We start from the raw sequence: 16,071 nt of genomic DNA, 5'->3' as shown, positions 1-16,071 counted from the left end.
TATAACAAAAAGCAAAGCAATGAAACAGATCCTTCTTTTCCTCCTGCTGCTCTGTTGTGGCAGTGCAAATGCAGATACCTGGCCCGACGGCACACCGGTCGACGCGTGGTTCAGCGATACCACGAAAGTGGATGTGCGCAGCCTCGGCAAGCAATATGTCATCACCGACTATGGCGTGAGCGGCAATCCCACGCTCGTACAGACCTCAGCCATCCAGGCCGTCATAGACCGCTGCCAGCGCGAGGGCGGCGGTGTGGTCGTCATCCCGTCGGGCACTTTTCTCAGCGGTGCGCTGTTTTTCAAGCCGGGCACCCATCTCCATCTCTGTGAGGGAGCCACGCTGAAAGGCTCAGACCGCATTGCCGACTTTCCCGTGCTGACCACCCGCTTCGAGGGCGAGACCTGCAAGTATTTTGCCGCTCTCGTCAATGCCGACCATGTCGACGGCTTTACCATCACCGGCAAGGGCACCATCGACGGCAACGGCTATCACTATTGGCAGGAGTTCTGGATCCGGCGGCTGTGGAATCCCGACTGCACCAACAAGGATGCGCAGCGGCCCCGACTGGTATATATCAGCAATTCCAGTCGCGTCACCGTACAGGACGTGCATCTGATGAACAGCCCTGTATGGACCAACCATCTCTACAACTGCGATCACGTGCGCTATCTCGATTGCTTCATCTTTGCGCCTACTCAAGGCGTGAAAGCACCGAGCAGCGATGCCATTGACATCGACAAGTGCCACGACATCCTTGTGCGCGGATGCTATATGAACGTCAACGACGATGCCGTCGTGCTTAAGGGAGGTAAGGGCACCTATGCCGACACCATGGCTGTCAACGGTCCCGTCAGCCGCGTGCTTGTGGAGAACTGCCGTTACGGCACTGTGCACAGCATGCTCACCCTGGGCTCGGAGAGCCTCCACGACACCAACGTCATCCTGCGCAACTGCACGAGTGAGAACGCCGACCGCGTGCTCTGGTTGAAGATGCGGCCCGATACGCCACAACGCTACGAGCAGATTCGGGTCGAAGGCATCACAGGACGGGCCCGCAGCGGTCTCGTCATCCGCCCTTGGACACAATTCTTCCAGCTTGCCAGGCGACGCAATATGCCCAAGTCATCATGTAGAAACGTGACGCTGAAGAATATCCACATGGACTGCGACAACTTCTTCGACGTGGGTACCAGCGACAAATACAGTCTTGCTGATTTTGTCTTTGAGGATGTTCATGTCACCGACAAAGCCGGTAACTTCTCCTCTGCGCTTATTCCCGGCACCGTTGTCCGCAACGTGGTCATCAATGGTGACGCCAAAAAATAATGAGTTTCAGAAAATAGAAGAAAGACATGGAAGGCGTTTCCTCGAATAAAATCATAATAATCGTATGCTTTCACATGGCGGTCTGAAGCTCTTTGCTTATCTTTGCAGTGACCAAGACCAATGATTAAAAATCAGTAAACATCGACCAATGTATCGTTATCCCATCCGTTCTATATTCCGTCGGGGGTGGCTCAGCTCCCTCCTCCTTCTGTTCTTGTCCTTACCTGCTTGTGCCCAGCGTGACACGGTGAACATCGTCGACTGGCAGTTCACCCGTGCCGAACTGTCGCCTGCGCAGGCCCATCAAGGCCGTGGTGCGTGGCAGAGTGTGAGGTTGCCACACGACTTTCAGATCAGTCAGCCGTGGGTAGCTCCCGCTGCTGACGAGCACGCCGACAACCGTGATCAGGCTGCCAACGTCAAGAGCCGCCTCTCGTCGCGTGGCTTCAAGGAGATGGGAAAAGGCTGGTACCGCCGCACGTTCACGCCCGACAGCAGTTGGCGCGGTCGCCGCGTCGTGCTGGAGGTAGGCGGCATCATGCTCGTCGGCGATGTCTGGCTCAATGGTGAGCGCATCGGCGGCACGGAATACGGCTACGTCGGTTTCGGCATCGACATCAGCGACAGGTTGCGCTACGGTCAGGAAAACGTGCTCACCGTCTTGGCCGATACGCGTGGCCCGCAGAACTCACGCTGGTACACTGGTGGCGGACTCTTCCGCGACGTGAAGCTCATCGTCACCGACCGTCAGCTGTTTTTCGACCGCCATCCGCTACAGATCACAACCACAGACAACCGCGTCGTACATATCAAAGCTGCAGTTTCCAACTATGGGCGGCAACGGGAGGCACCGCTTGCCGTGCGCATCCTTGACGCCCAGGGACATGTGGTAGCCCAAGCCGACACCTTGTTGGCGCTGACCCGTCACCGTCACACGATGGAATATCCTTTGGCCGACATCACGATCGACCATCCTCATGTGTGGGATTTGGATACACCTTATTTATACAGTGCCGAGCTGACCCTTCGCGACGTCAGCGGACGGGTCGCCGACCGGGTGACAGAGCCTTTCGGTATCCGTACCATCGAGTACGGTCCTTCTTTTGGTTTCAAGCTCAACGGCCGCAAGGTGATCCTCAAGGGCATTGCCAACCACCACACCCTCGGCGCGCTCGGTGCCGCCGCCTATCCGCGTGCCATCGAGAAGCGCATCAAGTTGCTCAAGGACTTCGGCTTCAACCACATCCGCTGCTCCCACAATCCCTACAGTGAAGACCTCTACCGCCTTTGCGACAAATACGGTATCCTTGTCGTCGACGAGCTCTATGACAAATGGCTCACACAATATGCCGGAGGCCGGCAGCCGTGGATGAACCATTGGCAATACGATGTGCCGGAGTGGATACAGCGTGACCGGAACCATCCGAGCGTCGTCATGTGGAGCTTGGGCAATGAGTTGCAGACCTATCCCAATCTGCCTTTCAACGACTGGGGCGTGACACCCTATCGTTTGCTGCGCACTCTGCTGCGCCGCTACGACACTACGCGGCCCGTCACCGTGGCCATGCACCCGCGCGGCCGCAATTGGCAGACCGACTCGCTACCCTGCGACCTGGCGATGATCACGGACATCCAGGCTTACAACTATCGCTATATGTACTTTCCCGGCGACGGCCGACGTTTTCCCAACATGATCTTCTATCAGAGCGAGGCCAACCTGCCGATGATGGGTCCCAACTACTTCGACATGGATCTCAACCGTGTCGTGGGCCTGGCCTATTGGGGCATGATCGACTACAACGGCGAGAGTCTCGGATGGCCGCGCAAGGGATGGGACAACGGTGTCTTCGACCGCTCGCTGCTGCCTAAGCCGCAAGCCTATATGCTCAAGGCGATGTTCACCGACAAGCCTGTCGTGCACATCGGTGTGGCAGGTGGTAAGGAGGAGGCAATGACATGGAATGGTGTGACCTTCGGCGGCGATAAAGTCACGTGGCACTGGAACCGCATGACGGGCAAACGATATACCGTCTACACTTATACCAACGCTGAGGAGGTGGAACTCAGGCTCAACGGCAGAAGTCTCGGCGTGAAGAAAAACAGCTCAGATCCCAAGTCGCGTGACAAGATCCGGTGGGACGGCATCGCCTACGAGCCGGGCACGCTCCTCGCCATCGCCCGTAATGGTGGAAAAGAGGTGGCACGTCACGAGATCACCACGGCAGGACCTCTCAAGCGCTTGGCTCTCATCCCCGACAACGAGACGTGGAAGGCCGATGGTCAGGATCTGATGCACATCCGTGTGCTGGGGCTCGACGCAAAGGGACGGCGCACGCCACTGGCCAACGACACGCTCACGGTGCGCGTCAGCGGACCGGCGGAACTTGTGGCTGCCGACAACGGTGACATCACCGGCAACGCCATCGCCACCGATCCGACTACCACTCTCTATCAGGGCAACCTGCTCGTCATCCTTCGCGCAACGTCCAAGCCGGGGAAGGTGCGCGTGGAATTTGTCGACAAGGCAGGACGCGTGAGGGGTAAATGTACGCTGGCCACGAAGTGAATAAACAACGATTCATAAATAGGTTATAATATCGTTCAACTATGAGACATCTCTTTCATCTCTGCGCCTGTCTGCTGCTGTCCTTGACAGCACAGGCGCAAACGCAGACTTTCGACCTGTCGCGTCAGAGCAAGGCGGACAAGCCGTTCTCGTTTTCTGTGGCTGTGCCGGACGGCAACTATCGCGTCACGGTGGAACTGGGCAGCAAGAGCCATGAAGGCAACACGATGGTGCGTGCCGAGAGCCGCCGACTCTTTGTCGAGAACACGCCCACGAAAAGGGGTAAGTTCAAGACTTTCTCCTTTGTCGTGAACAAGCGATCGCCGTATATCACGGACAAAGAGCGGGTGAAACTAAAGCCCCGTGAGAAAGACTATCTCGACTGGGACGACAGTCTCAACTTGGAGTTCACCGGTCCGCACCCTGCCGTGCGGCGCGTGACAATAACGCCCGACACGACAGCCGTCACCCTTTTTCTCTGTGGCAACTCCACCGTTGTGGATCAGCCTTACGACCCCTATGCCTCATGGGGACAGATGATCACGCGCTGGATGGGCGATGGCTATGCAGTGGCGAACCATGCTGAGAGCGGACTCACCGCCTCGTCGTTTTATTTTCAGAACCGTCTCGACAAGATCCTGTCGATGATGCGGCCGGGCGATTACGTGTTTTGTGAGTTCGGCCACAACGACCAAAAGGAGAAAACGCCCGGCAGTGGCGCCTGGTATAACTTCTCCTATATGCTGAAGACCTATATCGACAAGGTGCGAGCTAAGGGCGGAAACATTGTCTTTGTCACGCCGACGCAGCGCCGTGCCTTCGACAACAGTCATCAGCATATCCTTGAGACCCACGGCGACTACCCCGATGCCATGCGTGCCGTAGCCAAGCGGGAGCATGTGCCTGTTATCGAGCTTCATGACATGACCCGCACGTTCTTTGAGACGCTTGGCTACGAGGGCAGCAAGCGTGCGCTGGTGCACTATCCCGCGGGCACATGGCCCAACCAGCCCAAGGCTTTGGCCGACAATACGCACTTCAATCCTTACGGTGCGTATGAGGTGGCTAAGATGGTGGTCATGGGCATGAAGAGCCTCAACCTGCCAATGATCAACGGTCTGCGTGACTGGAAAGACTTCGATCCTGCTCATCCCGACGATCCACAGCTCTTTCGCTGGACGCCCTCGGTACGCGTGGATGTGGTCAAGCCGGACGGAAACTAAGAGAAAGAGGCCCTCGGCAGAGGACCTCCTTTTTGGGACATCTCAAAGATCACGGGTGTGGCAATAGATGAGATGGCAAGGCTATAATGTTTGAGTGCCTTGTTTGTGTCGGTGTATGCTCTTCGACAACTGTTCGTAGAGTTGCTGGAGATTGGGATCATCGGCGAGGAGGGCAGACTGGGCGGCAATGACGTTTTCGTCGTAGCGGACGGCGGGACCCGTCTGAGCATCGTGGGGCGACAAAGAGTGGACTTTGCGCGCCGTCTCGTCGATGAGCGGGAGCATCACGTCGAAAGGCAGATGATGGGCGGCAAGGATACCGGCGGCAATGTCGTAGCAGTGGTTGACGAAGTTGCAAGCCCACACTGCTGACAGATGCAGGTACTTGCGGTCGGCGGTGGACAAGGGATAGACGCGACGGGTGACGGACTGCGCCAATGTGGTGAGCCGGGTGTGGGCGGTCTCGTCGTTCCATTCGATGAAGGTGGGGATGATGCTGAAGTCCACCTCACGTGCTTTCGAGAAAGTCTGCATGGGATAGAAGACGCCATAGTGCGGAGCCTTGTCCTTGAAGACGTCGAGAGGCATGGAGCCGGCGGTGTGGAGGAAAACTTTCTCCGCAAGGTCGCCGCCCGAAGAAGTCAGTGTGTGGGTCAGTTCCGCGATGACCTCACGTAAAGCCTTGTCCTTGATGGAAAGGATGTACACGTCGGCGTGGTTGTCGATGGCTGTCAGGTCGGTTGTTGCCGGACAGCCGAGGACGGTTGCTAAAGTTTCTGCAGAGGTTGCCGTGCGGCTATAAACCTGCAGGATGTCGTGTCCGGCCTTTTTCAATGCCTTGCCCAAGTTGGTGGCAAGGTTGCCGGCACCTATCAATACGATTTTCATGGATGCTTATTTCTTGTTGTTGACGTAGCTCAGTGCGGCACCGATGGCAGTGCAGAACTCGCTGCTCTCGGGTATGATGAAGCGCACGTCGTAGAGTTCTTCGAGTTTTGGGAAGAGCTCGTTGCACTGCGGCAGTCGTGAGAGGTTGCCGATGAGCACGAAGTCGCGAATGCCGCTGTTGAGTGAGCTGAGGATAGATGCTGAGCCGATGGCCTGCAGCACCATACAGATCAGACCCTTCGCGATGTCCTCGCGGCTGGCGTTGCCCTGGGCGTTGGCAAATAGGCTGGCGGTGGCGTCCATCGGCAGACCCGGTAGTGGGTGGGCCGAGATGTCGCCGATGCTCAGGTTGATGTGCGCGATGTCGCCGTCGAGAGCCATCTGCGAGATCTGCTTGATGTCGTCGGTTTGGAGTAGCAGACGGCTGAGGCCGTTGAGGGTACCGCCGCCGATGCCGATGCCGCCGAGGTGACGGATGGCGCCGTCCTGGTAAGAGACGAGCGACGTACCCGTGCCCATCGACACCACGATCATGCGGCTGAGCTTCGACTCAAAGGCCGCACCGAGTCCGTCGGCGATGAACTCCTCGACTTTCTGCGTGGTGAGACCGTAGATGGGGCTGTTGATATAAGCTGCGCCTACGCCGGTGAGCATCACGCGCTCCACGTCGTCGAGGGCGATGTCGTTGTCGTGGAGAAACTTCCCGAAGGCGCCGTAGAGCGAGGTGACGGGGTCGGTGGCCTTGATCCACAAGGGCGAGACGACCTCGCCGTCGCGGATTCCTACTATCTTTGTCGTGGAGATGCCCACGTCGATACCGATTGCTATCTTGTTCATGATCGATGTTGTTGTTGATGATAGGGATTATAGAAGCTATAGAGACTATAGAGGCTATAGAAGCTATAGAGATGATAGAAGCTATAGAGCCTATAGGAACTATCTAACCCTTAGAGACAGTCTACGATGTCCTTGGCCACATCGCGTTTGCTTTTCTTCGGGAAGTCGCGGCGACGGCCGTCGCGCGCGATGATGGCGATCTGGTTGTTGTCGCTGCCGAAGGTGGTGTCGGGGATGCGTGTGGAGTTGAGCACGATGAGGTCGGCATTTTTCTTCCGTAGCTTCTCCTCGGCATTGTGCACCTCGTTGTTTGTCTCCAGGGCGAAGGCCACAAGCTTCTGTCGGCTCGTTTTCATCTTGCCGAGCGCGGCAGCGATGTCCTGCGTGGGGAGCAGGTCGATGTGGAGCCCGTCCTTGCCCCGCTTGATCTTTTGGTCAGCGACAACCGCCGGTTTGAAGTCAGCGACAGCGGCGCAGAGGATTGCTATGTCGCAATGCGGAAAGGCCTCGGTGGCGGCATGGTACATCTCGTCGCAGCTCTCCACATCGATGCGGTGAATGGCCGGTGAGCACTGCAAGGCCACGGGTCCGGCGATGAGGGTGACGTCTGCTCCGCGTTGCAGGCATTCCTCGGCGAGGGCGAAGCCCATCTTGCCGGTGGAGTAGTTGCCGATGAAGCGCACGGGGTCGAGCTTCTCATAGGTAGGTCCGGCAGTGATGAGCACATGCTTGCCGGCGAGGGAGCGCGCCACGGGGGTCTGGCAGCTGCAGTTCGCGGCTTCTTCCTGAACAGTCGCCCCGGCGTTTCCTGCTTTGGTCTCAAAATACTCGTCGAGCGCGGCGATGATGTTCTCCGGTTCCTCCATGCGTCCTTTGCCCTCCAGTCCGGAAGCGAGAAAGCCAGAGCCCGGTTCGATGATATGGTTGCCATAGCCGCGTAGCGTCTCTAAATTGCGTTGCGTGGCGGGATGACAATACATGTCCAGGTCCATGGCGGGAGCAATGAAGACAGGCGCTTTCATGGAGAGATAGGTGGTGATGAGCATGTTGTCGGCGACGGCGTTTGCCATTTTGCCAAGACTGCTTGCCGTACAGGGCGCGATGAGCATGGCGTCGGCCCACAGTCCGAGATCCACGTGGGAGTGCCACGTGCCGTCGCGCTGTGCGAAGAAATCACTGATGACAGGTTTATGCGTCAGTGCGCTGAGGGTGACAGGAGTGATGAACTCCTTGCCCGCGGGCGTGATGACGACCTGCACTTCGGCCCCGCGCTTGACGAGTCCGCGGATGATCAGACAGGACTTATACGCTGCGATGGAGCCTGTGATGCCCAATACGATTTTCTTTCCTTTTAGCATTTCGCTGCGAGTTGAAATGAATAAATGAGCTTGGTCTTTACAGACAATTGCCTTATTGGCTACAAAGTTACAAAATAATTATATAACTTTGCACTTGTAAAAGAACTAATCAACATGGGTTATTTAACAACAGACAAGAAAAAGATTACAACAAAGACTATTTTGGAGATGAAAGCCGCGGGCGAGAAGATAGCCCAGATGACGGCTTACGACTTTACGACGGCTGGCATTCTCGATCGTGCGGGCATCGACGCGATCCTCGTCGGTGACTCTGCCTCGAACGTGATGGCGGGCAATGCCGACACGCTGCCGATCACCGTGGATCAGATGATCTACCATGCGCGCGCCGTGGCGCGTGCATGCCAGCACTGCTTAGTGGTGTGCGACATGCCGTTCGGCTCTTATCAGGTGAGCCGCGAGGAGGGTGTGCGCAATGCCATCCGCATCATGAAGGAGACGGGTGTCGACGCCGTGAAGATGGAAGGCGGAGCGTCTATTGCCGACACGGTGCGCGCCATCGTGGAGGCCGGTGTGCCTGTCGTGGGACATTTAGGACTCACTCCGCAGAGCATCCATAAGTTTGGCGGCTATGGTCTTCGTGCCAAGGAGGAGGCTGAGGCGCGTCAGCTGCTCGCCGACGCTCATGCCCTCGACGAGGCCGGTGTCTTTGCCATCACGCTCGAGAAGGTGCCTGCCAAGCTGGCGGCGCAGGTGACTCGCGAGGTCAAGGCGGCTACCATCGGCATTGGCGCCGGACCCGATACTGACGGTCAGGTGCTCGTCTATGCCGATGCGCTGGGCATGACGCAGGGCTTCAAGCCGAAGTTCCTCCGCCACTTCGCCGATGTCTGCAAGTGCATGACAGATGGTGTGCAGGCGTATGTGCAGGCCGTGAAAGGCGCTGACTTCCCCAACGAGGAGGAGAGCTACGGCCTCACCCCCAGCCCCTCTCCAAAGGAGAGGGGAGTGATATGTTAGATAAACAATAGCAGCCTCACCCCCTGCCCCTCTCCAAAGGAGAGGGGAGTGATATGTTAGATAAACAATAGCAGCCTCACCCCCTGCCCCTCTCCAAGAGAGAGGGGAGTGATATGTTAGATAAACAATTATTTGAGCATGAAGAAGAATTCCCAAAAGGACACACTTTCGCCATTCCCTTCGCCCGCAGAGCATTCTACTCCCCTCTCCTTTGGAGAGGGGCATGGGGGTGAGGCTGTAGAGGAGCTGGGGGTGAGGCTGTTATCCTCTTAGCCAGTTCTCCACGATCTTGCTGCCCATCGGTGTGAGCACGCTTTCGGGGTGGAACTGTATGCCGTGGATGTTGTAGTGCCGGTGCCGCAGTCCCATGATCTGTCCGTCGTCGCTGACGGCAGTGACCTCGAGGGCGGCGGGGAACTCCGTGCGGCTGACCACCCAGCTGTGGTATCGTCCCATGAGCAGTCGCTTGGGCAGTCCGTCGAAGATCGGGTCGTTGCCAAACTGTGTGCCCTCGGTGGCAACACCGTGATACACCTCGCTGAGGTTCTCAAGTTTGGCACCGAAGACCTCGCCGATGGCCTGATGACCGAGACACACGCCGAGCATGGGCTTGCGGCCGGCATAGGTCTTGATGACGTCGAGGAGGAGTCCTGCCTCGCTGGGGATGCCCGGTCCGGGACTGAGGATGATTTTGTCGAAGGGCTCCAACTGGCCGAGCGTGAACTGGTCGTTGCGGTAGACCTCCACCTCGGCACCTAATTGCTTCACCAAGTGCGCGAGGTTGTACGTGAAGCTGTCGTAATTGTCTATGATAACGATTTTCATATCATTCTGGTATTCTCAAATTCTTGATGGAATAAGTCTGTTTCTGCTGCTTATTCGTACTTTGAATTTCTGTTCTTCTCTACGTTTTTATAGCTTCTCCGCAATCTTGATGGCCTTGACGAGAGCACCGAGCTTGTTGTTGCTTTCGTTGAGCTCATAGGCGTCGTTGCTTTTTGCCACCACGCCGCTGCCGGCCTGGAACCACAGTTCGCCGCCACGGCTGATGAAGGTGCGGATGACGATGGCTTGGTTGAGGTTGCCGTTGAGTCCGATGAAACCGATGCATCCGCCGTAGGCACCACGGTTGTGGGGCTCCATCTCGCTGATGAGCTGCATGGCGCGCACCTTAGGCGCACCCGAGAGCGTGCCGGCGGGGAAGGTGTCGAAGAACGCCTTGATATGGTCGGCACCCTTGTTGAGCTTACCGCTGACGCGGCTGACGAGGTGGATGACGTGGCTGTAGAACTGCATGTCTTTATAGAAGTCCACCTTCACGTCGTGGCAGTTGCGGCTCAGGTCGTTGCGTGCGAGGTCCACGAGCATCACGTGCTCAGCGTTTTCCTTCGGGTCGTTGCGCAGGAACTCAGCGGCCCGGCGGTCCTGTTCGGCATTGCCCGTGCGCTTAGTAGTACCGGCGATGGGGTCGATATACGCCGTGTCGCCCTCAATGCGGTTGTGGGTCTCGGGGCTGGAGCCGAAGATGCGGAAACCGCCGAAGTCGAAATAGAAGAGGTAGGGCGACGGGTTGATGGAGCGCAGGGCGCGGTAGAGCTTGAAGTCGTCCCCCTCGTAGCGCTGGACAAAGCGGCGCGAGATGACGATCTGGAAGACGTCACCGCGCAGGCAGTGCTTGACGCAGCGGCGGATGTTGGCCTTGTGCTCCTCGTCGGTGAGCGTGGAGGTTGCCTCGCCCACAGGGTGGAAGCTGTAGGGCTTCACGCTCGCCTTGTTCACCGCACGCTGCAAGTCGGCGAGCTGGCGGTCGCCGTCGTCGCTGTTCTTGGCCAGGGTGATAAATGTCATCGTGTTGTTGAAGTGGTCAAAGACGATGAGGTCGCGGTAGAGGATATAGTAGATGTCGGGGGCATCGTTTTTTGCCATCGTGGTGTCCTTGACCTCGATGTTCTCGAAGTAGCGCACGGCGTTGAAGGCCGTGTAACCGTATAGTCCGCAGAAGTTTGCGCCTTCGCCCTCGATATGGAAGCGATGGATGAAGTTGTCGAAGTCTTTGACGATGGCGAGCTTGCAGGCTTCTCCCTTTCCGGGTCCTGTGGCGGGCAGCTCGTGTTCCTCGGTGGTGCCGTCGGGCAGCGTGACGATCGTCTTGCCGTGGCTGACGGCGATGGATGCGATCGGGTTGATGCCGATAAACGAGCGTGCGTTTTCCGAGCCGTGATAGTCCGAGCTCTCCATCAGCGCACTCTGTGGATAGATGTCGCGCAGCCGCATGTAAACGGCAACGGGTGTATAGAGGTCGGCGAGAATCTTACTTGTTCTCGTCTCAAACTTAAAACTTTCCATATTCTTTCGCCATGTCTTTGTGAGTGAGATAAGTGTTCATGTCCTTGTCGCCACGTCCGCTGACGGTGAGCACCACCACGTCGGAGGGTTTGAAGGACAGTTTGCGGAGGGCAGCGACAGCGTGTGCGCTCTCGATGGCGGGTATGATGCCCTCGGTGCGTGTGAGCTCATAGCCGGCATAGATTGCCTCGTCGTCGTTGATGGCGAGCACCTTTTCGCGTCCCTGCTGTGCGAGATATGCGTGCATGGGTCCGATGCCCGGGTAGTCGAGACCGGCCGAGATGGTGAATGCCTCCTTGATCTGTCCGTCGTCGGTCTGCATCACCAGCGTGCGTGCGCCGTGGATGATGCCCTCGGTGCCACAGTGCATGGTGGCTGCCGTGTAGTCGGTGTCGATGCCGTGGCCGCCTGCTTCGGCAAGCACAATCTTCACGCGGTCGTCGTCGACATAGTGATAGATAGTTCCGGCGGCGTTGCTGCCACCGCCCACGCAGGCGATGAGATAGTCGGGATAGTCACGTCCTATCTTCTCCTGTAGTTGCCACTTGATCTCTTCGCTGATGACGCTCTGCATCTTCGCGACGATGTCGGGGTAGGGGTGCGGGCCCATCGTGGAACCGACGAGATAGAAGGTATCCTCGGGATGGCAGCACCAGTCGCGGATCGCTTCCGAGCAAGCATCGGAGAGCGTCATGTTGCCGGTGGTCACCGGATGCACCTTTGCGCCGAGCATCTTCATGCGCTCCACGTTGGGATGCTGTCGCTCCACGTCGGTCTTGCCCATGAAGATCTCGCAGTCCATGCCGAAGAGCGCGCAGACCGTGGCTGTTGCCACGCCGTGCTGACCGGCGCCGGTCTCAGCGATGATGCGTGTCTTGCCCATCTTGCGGGCGAGGAGAATCTGTCCGATGGCGTTGTTGATCTTGTGCGCTCCCGTGTGGTTAAGGTCCTCGCGTTTGAGATAGAGCTGACAGCCGTAGCGCTCGCTCATGCGCTTGGCGTAGTAGAGTGGTGAGGGACGGCCGGCGTAGTCGCGCAGCAGCGTGCGAAACTCCTGCTTAAACTCCTCGCTCTCGATGATCGGCAAGTAAGCGTCTTGCAGGTCGTGTACACATTTATATAATATCTCTGGGACGTAGGCTCCGCCAAACTGGCCGTAAAAACCGGACTTTGTTGGAGAAGCCTCATCACTTACAGCCTCACCCCCATGCCCCTCTCCAAAGGCGAGGGGAGTAGAATGCTCTGCGGACGTTATGTGTTCCTGTTTTTGTTTTCTTTCTTTGTCTTCCATATCTTTAATCTTTATTATTTTGCTTTTATTATTGTGTTCTTTTTATTGTTTATCCCTCATATCACTCCCCTCTCCCTTGGAGAGGGGGTTGGGGGGTGAGGCTGCAAGTGATGAGGCTGTTTTTTATTCAATCCCCAATATCTTTCTTAGCCTTTCCAATGTTTTTCCTGTGTCAAAAAGAACTTCTTCATTGGTAAACCGAACCACATCAAATCCCAAGTGGTTGAGATCTTCTGTTCTACGAGCATCATCCTCCATCTGTTGCCGTTCAGCGTGGTAGCCCCCATCTACTTCAATGACAAGTTTGTATTCTAAACTGACAAAGTCGACGATATAATCCCCAATGATATGCTGTCGTCTGAAATGATAGGTATGCTGATAGTCTCGAAGATGATCCCACAGGTATCTTTCTGCCACGGTCATGTTTTGTCGATTCTCTTTAGCAAACTGTTTCAGTAAGCCATATCTATCAGGAGAAGCAGTCATGTAAGCATAAGTAGGAGCCCCACCCCCTTGCCCCTCTACAGCCTCACCCCCATGCCCCTCTCCGAGGGAGAGGGGAGTAGAATGCTCTGCGGGTGATGGATACTTCGAAAGTGTGTCCTTTTGGGAATTCTTCTTCATACTCAAATAATTGTTTATCTAACATATCACTCCCCTCTCCCTTGGAGAGGGGTTGGGGGTGAGGCTGTTGGAGAGGGGTAAGGGGGTGAGGCAGCTATTGTTTATCTAACATATCACTCCCCTCTCCCTCGGAGAGGGGGTAAGGGGGTGAGGCTGCTCTAATGCGTCAAACAATAGGTCAAGGGCGCGATCCGGGTCTTTTGTCTCGTTGAGCAACGTGACGAACTTCGAGCCGATGATGGCACCGGCGGCATTCTGCTGTGCGCTCTCTAAGGTCTGCTTGTTGCTGATGCCGAAGCCGATCATGCGAGGATTGTGGAGGTTCATGGAGTTGATATGGCGGAAATAAGCCTGCTTGGCCTCGCCGAAGTTAGACTGTGCCCCCGTGATGCTTGCAGAGGACACCATATATATAAAGCCGTCGGTGTGCTCATCGATGAAGCGGATGCGCTCCTCGCTGGTTTCCGGCGTGATCATCATGATCACACGGATGTCGTATTTGTCGGCGATAGGCTTCACCACATCCATATAGTCCTTGAAGGGCAGGTCGGGGATGATGCAGCCACTGGCACCGCTCTCCACACAGCTACGGAAGAAGTCCTCCAAACCATAGTGCATGATGACATTGAGATAGCCCATCATCACCAGTGGGATGGTGACCTGGTCTTTGATCGCTTTCAGTTGCGCGAAGATCTTCTTGAGCGTAGTACCATTCTTCAAGGCTACTGTGCCCGCACTCTGAATCACCGGGCCGTCGGCAAGTGGGTCGCTGAAGGGAATGCCTACCTCGATCATGTCGATGCCATGACGCTGCATGGCGAGAATCACGTCGGCCGTTCCCTCCAATGTCGGGCAGCCGACGCAGAAATAGAGCGACAGCAACTTGCGGTCGCCACGGGTGGAAAAAAGTTGGTTGATCTTATTCATATTCCTATTTTATTGTTTGTTCAATTGATGAAGGAAGTTTTGCAGCAGGTTTATATCCTTCATTCCCGGAGCTGTCTCGAACTTGCTGTTGAGGTCTATGCCGACGCATTGTGGATGGTGGAAGTCACGCAGTCGGTCAATGTCGTCCGGTCCAATACCGCCGCTAAGCAAGAATGGCGTCTGCCCCGTGTAAGCCTCAAGTACCGACCAGTCGTATTTCTGTCCGCTGCCGCCGTAGCCTTTGCATTTCGTGTCGAAGAGAAAGAGGTCGACATGCCCCTCGTATGGCTCGCAACGTTTCAAGTCCTCAGCACTGGATACGCTGATGGCCTTGATGATCTTGATCTGTGGTGCGATGTCGGGGACGAGTGTCCGCCGCAGGTTGTCGATCATCACGGGACTCTCATCACCGTGAAGTTGCACGTAGCTCAGATGATAGTTGTACACGGCGGTGACAATGTTCTGAGGCATGTCGTCGACGAAGACGCCGACGAATTTTGGAATTGCAGCCTCACCCCCTTGCCCCTCTCCGAGGGAGAGGGGAGTAGTTACTTTGTTAAACGGGGCCTTGGATTGCGTTGACTTTAACTGTGCCGATACTGGCTGTTTATTGCGTGTCTCTCCTTTCGTTTCTTCCGCTTTCAATTGTTTATCCAGCATATTACGCCCCTCTCCTTTGGAGAGGGGATCGGGGGTGAGGCTGCTATAATCCGGAATGATCCCCGCATCCGACGAGATGCTCTCGACATATCGCGGACTCTTAGGGTAGAAGATCAGACCGATGAGGTTCACGCCTAAGGCCGCCACCTCGCGGATGTTCTGCGCGTCGCGCATGCCACAAACCTTGATCAATGGATAGTTCATAACGCTATGGCCTTCATTCAACATTCATCTTTCAACACTCAACATTCGTATCAGTCTTGCCAGTTGCTCGCCGGGATCGTCTGCTTTCATGAAGTGTTCGCCCATGAGGAAGCCGTGGAAGCCCACCTCGCGCAGCTGTCGGATGGTGTCGGGATCGCCGATACCACTCTCGCTCACCGTGCACACACCTTTCGGCAGACGCTCGGCGAGACGGAAGCTATTGTTCACGTCGGTGACGAAAGTACCGAGGTTGCGGTTGTTGATGCCGTACATGTCCGGCTCTATGTCGGCGTATTCAAAGTCCTCCTCGCCGTGCATCTCCAGCAGAGCCTCCAGTCCGAGTTCGTGTGCCATGTGCAGGAGGTCGCGGCATTTGTCCTTTTCCAGGCAGGCAGCGATGAGCAGTACGGCAGAAGCACCGCAGTAGCGGGCTTGGAAGAGCTGGTATTCGTCGATGACAAAGTTCTTATATAATATAGGTATCGTCACGCCGGCTGCCCTGGCCTGCTGGATATACTCGTCGTAGCCACCGAAGAATTTCGTGTCGGTGAGGATACTCAGCGCGGCAGCTCCGTGTTGCTGATAGCTCAGGGGGATAACCGAAGCCTTGCCTTCCTGCTTGATCCATCCTTTGCTGGGCGACTTGCGTTTAAACTCAGCGATGATGCCCGTTGGCGAGTCCATGAGAGCCTGGCGCATCGAAGCCGGTGCGCTGGTCTCCTTCTTGATCTGTTCCTCCACGAGCGAATAGAGGCGGCGGGGCGGGATGAAGTCCATCCGCTCCTGCAGTTCCTCCACTTTGTGGGCTACGATTTCTTCTAATATATCCATGTTATTCTGTT

General features: G+C 56.4%; 14 protein-coding genes. 4 read left to right on the top strand and 10 right to left on the bottom strand.

Features of this window, described 5'->3' with window-relative positions:
• Window positions 1–19 precede the first annotated feature (19 nt).
• The 3 genes from NG346_RS06955 to NG346_RS06945 all read left to right on the top strand — a co-directional run bounded on the left by NG346_RS06955 (window position 20) and on the right by NG346_RS06945 (window position 5,116).
• On the top strand, window positions 20–1,327 hold the full coding sequence (locus NG346_RS06955; RefSeq protein WP_262288492.1) for a rhamnogalacturonidase: 1,308 nt from the start codon (window positions 20–22) through the stop codon (window positions 1,325–1,327).
• Window positions 1,328–1,475: 148 nt separating this feature from the next.
• The gene (locus NG346_RS06950; protein WP_262288491.1) at window positions 1,476–3,893 is read left to right on the top strand and encodes a glycoside hydrolase family 2 TIM barrel-domain containing protein; all 2,418 of its coding nucleotides are present in this window, start codon (window positions 1,476–1,478) and stop codon (window positions 3,891–3,893) included.
• A gap of 41 nt (window positions 3,894–3,934) precedes the next feature.
• Window positions 3,935–5,116 (top strand): rhamnogalacturonan acetylesterase, encoded by a 1,182-nt coding sequence (locus NG346_RS06945; RefSeq protein WP_262288490.1) that lies wholly within the window; start codon window positions 3,935–3,937, stop codon window positions 5,114–5,116.
• A gap of 81 nt (window positions 5,117–5,197) precedes the next feature.
• Here NG346_RS06945 and NG346_RS06940 read toward each other — a convergent pair whose 3' ends face one another.
• The 3 genes from NG346_RS06940 to NG346_RS06930 all read right to left on the bottom strand — a co-directional run bounded on the left by NG346_RS06940 (window position 5,198) and on the right by NG346_RS06930 (window position 8,199).
• Window positions 5,198–6,004, bottom strand: coding sequence for a Rossmann-like and DUF2520 domain-containing protein (locus NG346_RS06940; RefSeq protein ID WP_262288489.1), 807 nt, complete (start codon window positions 6,002–6,004; stop codon window positions 5,198–5,200).
• A gap of 6 nt (window positions 6,005–6,010) precedes the next feature.
• Window positions 6,011–6,841, bottom strand: coding sequence for a type II pantothenate kinase (gene coaW, locus NG346_RS06935; RefSeq protein WP_262288488.1), 831 nt, complete (start codon window positions 6,839–6,841; stop codon window positions 6,011–6,013).
• A 110-nt stretch (window positions 6,842–6,951) separates the two neighbouring features.
• Window positions 6,952–8,199 (bottom strand): bifunctional phosphopantothenoylcysteine decarboxylase/phosphopantothenate synthase, encoded by a 1,248-nt coding sequence (locus tag NG346_RS06930; RefSeq protein WP_262288487.1) that lies wholly within the window; start codon window positions 8,197–8,199, stop codon window positions 6,952–6,954.
• 114 nt (window positions 8,200–8,313) lie between these two features.
• Between NG346_RS06930 and panB the strand changes: the two genes are divergently transcribed.
• Window positions 8,314–9,177 carry a 3-methyl-2-oxobutanoate hydroxymethyltransferase gene (gene panB / locus NG346_RS06925; RefSeq protein ID WP_262279819.1) on the top strand — a complete coding sequence of 288 codons (864 nt, stop codon included), beginning with the start codon at window positions 8,314–8,316 and terminating at the stop codon, window positions 9,175–9,177.
• A 261-nt stretch (window positions 9,178–9,438) separates the two neighbouring features.
• On the opposite strand, the gene NG346_RS06920 is transcribed toward panB, so the two are convergent.
• The 7 genes from NG346_RS06920 to trpC all read right to left on the bottom strand — a co-directional run bounded on the left by NG346_RS06920 (window position 9,439) and on the right by trpC (window position 16,060).
• Window positions 9,439–10,002 (bottom strand): anthranilate synthase component II, encoded by a 564-nt coding sequence (locus NG346_RS06920; RefSeq protein WP_262279818.1) that lies wholly within the window; start codon window positions 10,000–10,002, stop codon window positions 9,439–9,441.
• A gap of 87 nt (window positions 10,003–10,089) precedes the next feature.
• Window positions 10,090–11,523, bottom strand: a complete 1,434-nt coding sequence (locus NG346_RS06915; RefSeq protein WP_262288486.1) for an anthranilate synthase component I family protein — start codon at window positions 11,521–11,523, stop codon at window positions 10,090–10,092.
• Window positions 11,510–12,814, bottom strand: a complete 1,305-nt coding sequence (gene trpB / locus NG346_RS06910; RefSeq protein WP_262288485.1) for a tryptophan synthase subunit beta — start codon at window positions 12,812–12,814, stop codon at window positions 11,510–11,512. The genes NG346_RS06915 and trpB overlap by 14 nt, the downstream gene beginning before the upstream one ends.
• Before the next feature lie 123 nt (window positions 12,815–12,937).
• Window positions 12,938–13,438 (bottom strand): endonuclease domain-containing protein, encoded by a 501-nt coding sequence (locus tag NG346_RS06905; RefSeq protein ID WP_396266744.1) that lies wholly within the window; start codon window positions 13,436–13,438, stop codon window positions 12,938–12,940.
• A 105-nt stretch (window positions 13,439–13,543) separates the two neighbouring features.
• Window positions 13,544–14,365 carry a tryptophan synthase subunit alpha gene (gene trpA / locus NG346_RS06900; protein WP_262288484.1) on the bottom strand — a complete coding sequence of 274 codons (822 nt, stop codon included), beginning with the start codon at window positions 14,363–14,365 and terminating at the stop codon, window positions 13,544–13,546.
• A gap of 9 nt (window positions 14,366–14,374) precedes the next feature.
• On the bottom strand, window positions 14,375–15,229 hold the full coding sequence (locus NG346_RS06895) for a phosphoribosylanthranilate isomerase (protein WP_262279814.1): 855 nt from the start codon (window positions 15,227–15,229) through the stop codon (window positions 14,375–14,377).
• Window positions 15,230–15,253: 24 nt separating this feature from the next.
• Window positions 15,254–16,060, bottom strand: coding sequence for an indole-3-glycerol phosphate synthase TrpC (gene trpC, locus NG346_RS06890; protein WP_262288483.1), 807 nt, complete (start codon window positions 16,058–16,060; stop codon window positions 15,254–15,256).
• Between the last annotated feature and the right edge of the window lie 11 nt (window positions 16,061–16,071).

Origin of the sequence: Hallella absiana (genome assembly GCF_025457485.1) — a bacterium.
GTDB lineage: Bacteria > Bacteroidota > Bacteroidia > Bacteroidales > Bacteroidaceae > Prevotella > Prevotella absiana.
The sequence above is the reverse complement of the archived record's forward strand: the minus strand, read 5'-3'. Positions and strand labels throughout refer to the sequence as shown.

Excerpts from the sequence above, each read along its gene's own strand:
- NG346_RS06955 (WP_262288492.1), top strand. The coding sequence starts at position 20 with ATGAAACAGATCCTTCTTTTCCTCCTGCTGCTCTGTTGTGGCAGTGCA.
- NG346_RS06950 (WP_262288491.1), top strand. The coding sequence starts at position 1,476 with ATGTATCGTTATCCCATCCGTTCTATATTCCGTCGGGGGTGGCTCAGC.
- NG346_RS06945 (WP_262288490.1), top strand. The coding sequence starts at position 3,935 with ATGAGACATCTCTTTCATCTCTGCGCCTGTCTGCTGCTGTCCTTGACA.
- NG346_RS06940 (WP_262288489.1), bottom strand. The coding sequence starts at position 6,004 with ATGAAAATCGTATTGATAGGTGCCGGCAACCTTGCCACCAACTTGGGC.
- coaW (WP_262288488.1), bottom strand. The coding sequence starts at position 6,841 with ATGAACAAGATAGCAATCGGTATCGACGTGGGCATCTCCACGACAAAG.
- NG346_RS06930 (WP_262288487.1), bottom strand. The coding sequence starts at position 8,199 with ATGCTAAAAGGAAAGAAAATCGTATTGGGCATCACAGGCTCCATCGCA.
- panB (WP_262279819.1), top strand. The coding sequence starts at position 8,314 with ATGGGTTATTTAACAACAGACAAGAAAAAGATTACAACAAAGACTATT.
- NG346_RS06920 (WP_262279818.1), bottom strand. The coding sequence starts at position 10,002 with ATGAAAATCGTTATCATAGACAATTACGACAGCTTCACGTACAACCTC.
- NG346_RS06915 (WP_262288486.1), bottom strand. The coding sequence starts at position 11,523 with ATGGAAAGTTTTAAGTTTGAGACGAGAACAAGTAAGATTCTCGCCGAC.
- trpB (WP_262288485.1), bottom strand. The coding sequence starts at position 12,814 with ATGGAAGACAAAGAAAGAAAACAAAAACAGGAACACATAACGTCCGCA.
- NG346_RS06905 (WP_396266744.1), bottom strand. The coding sequence starts at position 13,438 with ATGAAGAAGAATTCCCAAAAGGACACACTTTCGAAGTATCCATCACCC.
- trpA (WP_262288484.1), bottom strand. The coding sequence starts at position 14,365 with ATGAATAAGATCAACCAACTTTTTTCCACCCGTGGCGACCGCAAGTTG.
- NG346_RS06895 (WP_262279814.1), bottom strand. The coding sequence starts at position 15,229 with ATGAACTATCCATTGATCAAGGTTTGTGGCATGCGCGACGCGCAGAAC.
- trpC (WP_262288483.1), bottom strand. The coding sequence starts at position 16,060 with ATGGATATATTAGAAGAAATCGTAGCCCACAAAGTGGAGGAACTGCAG.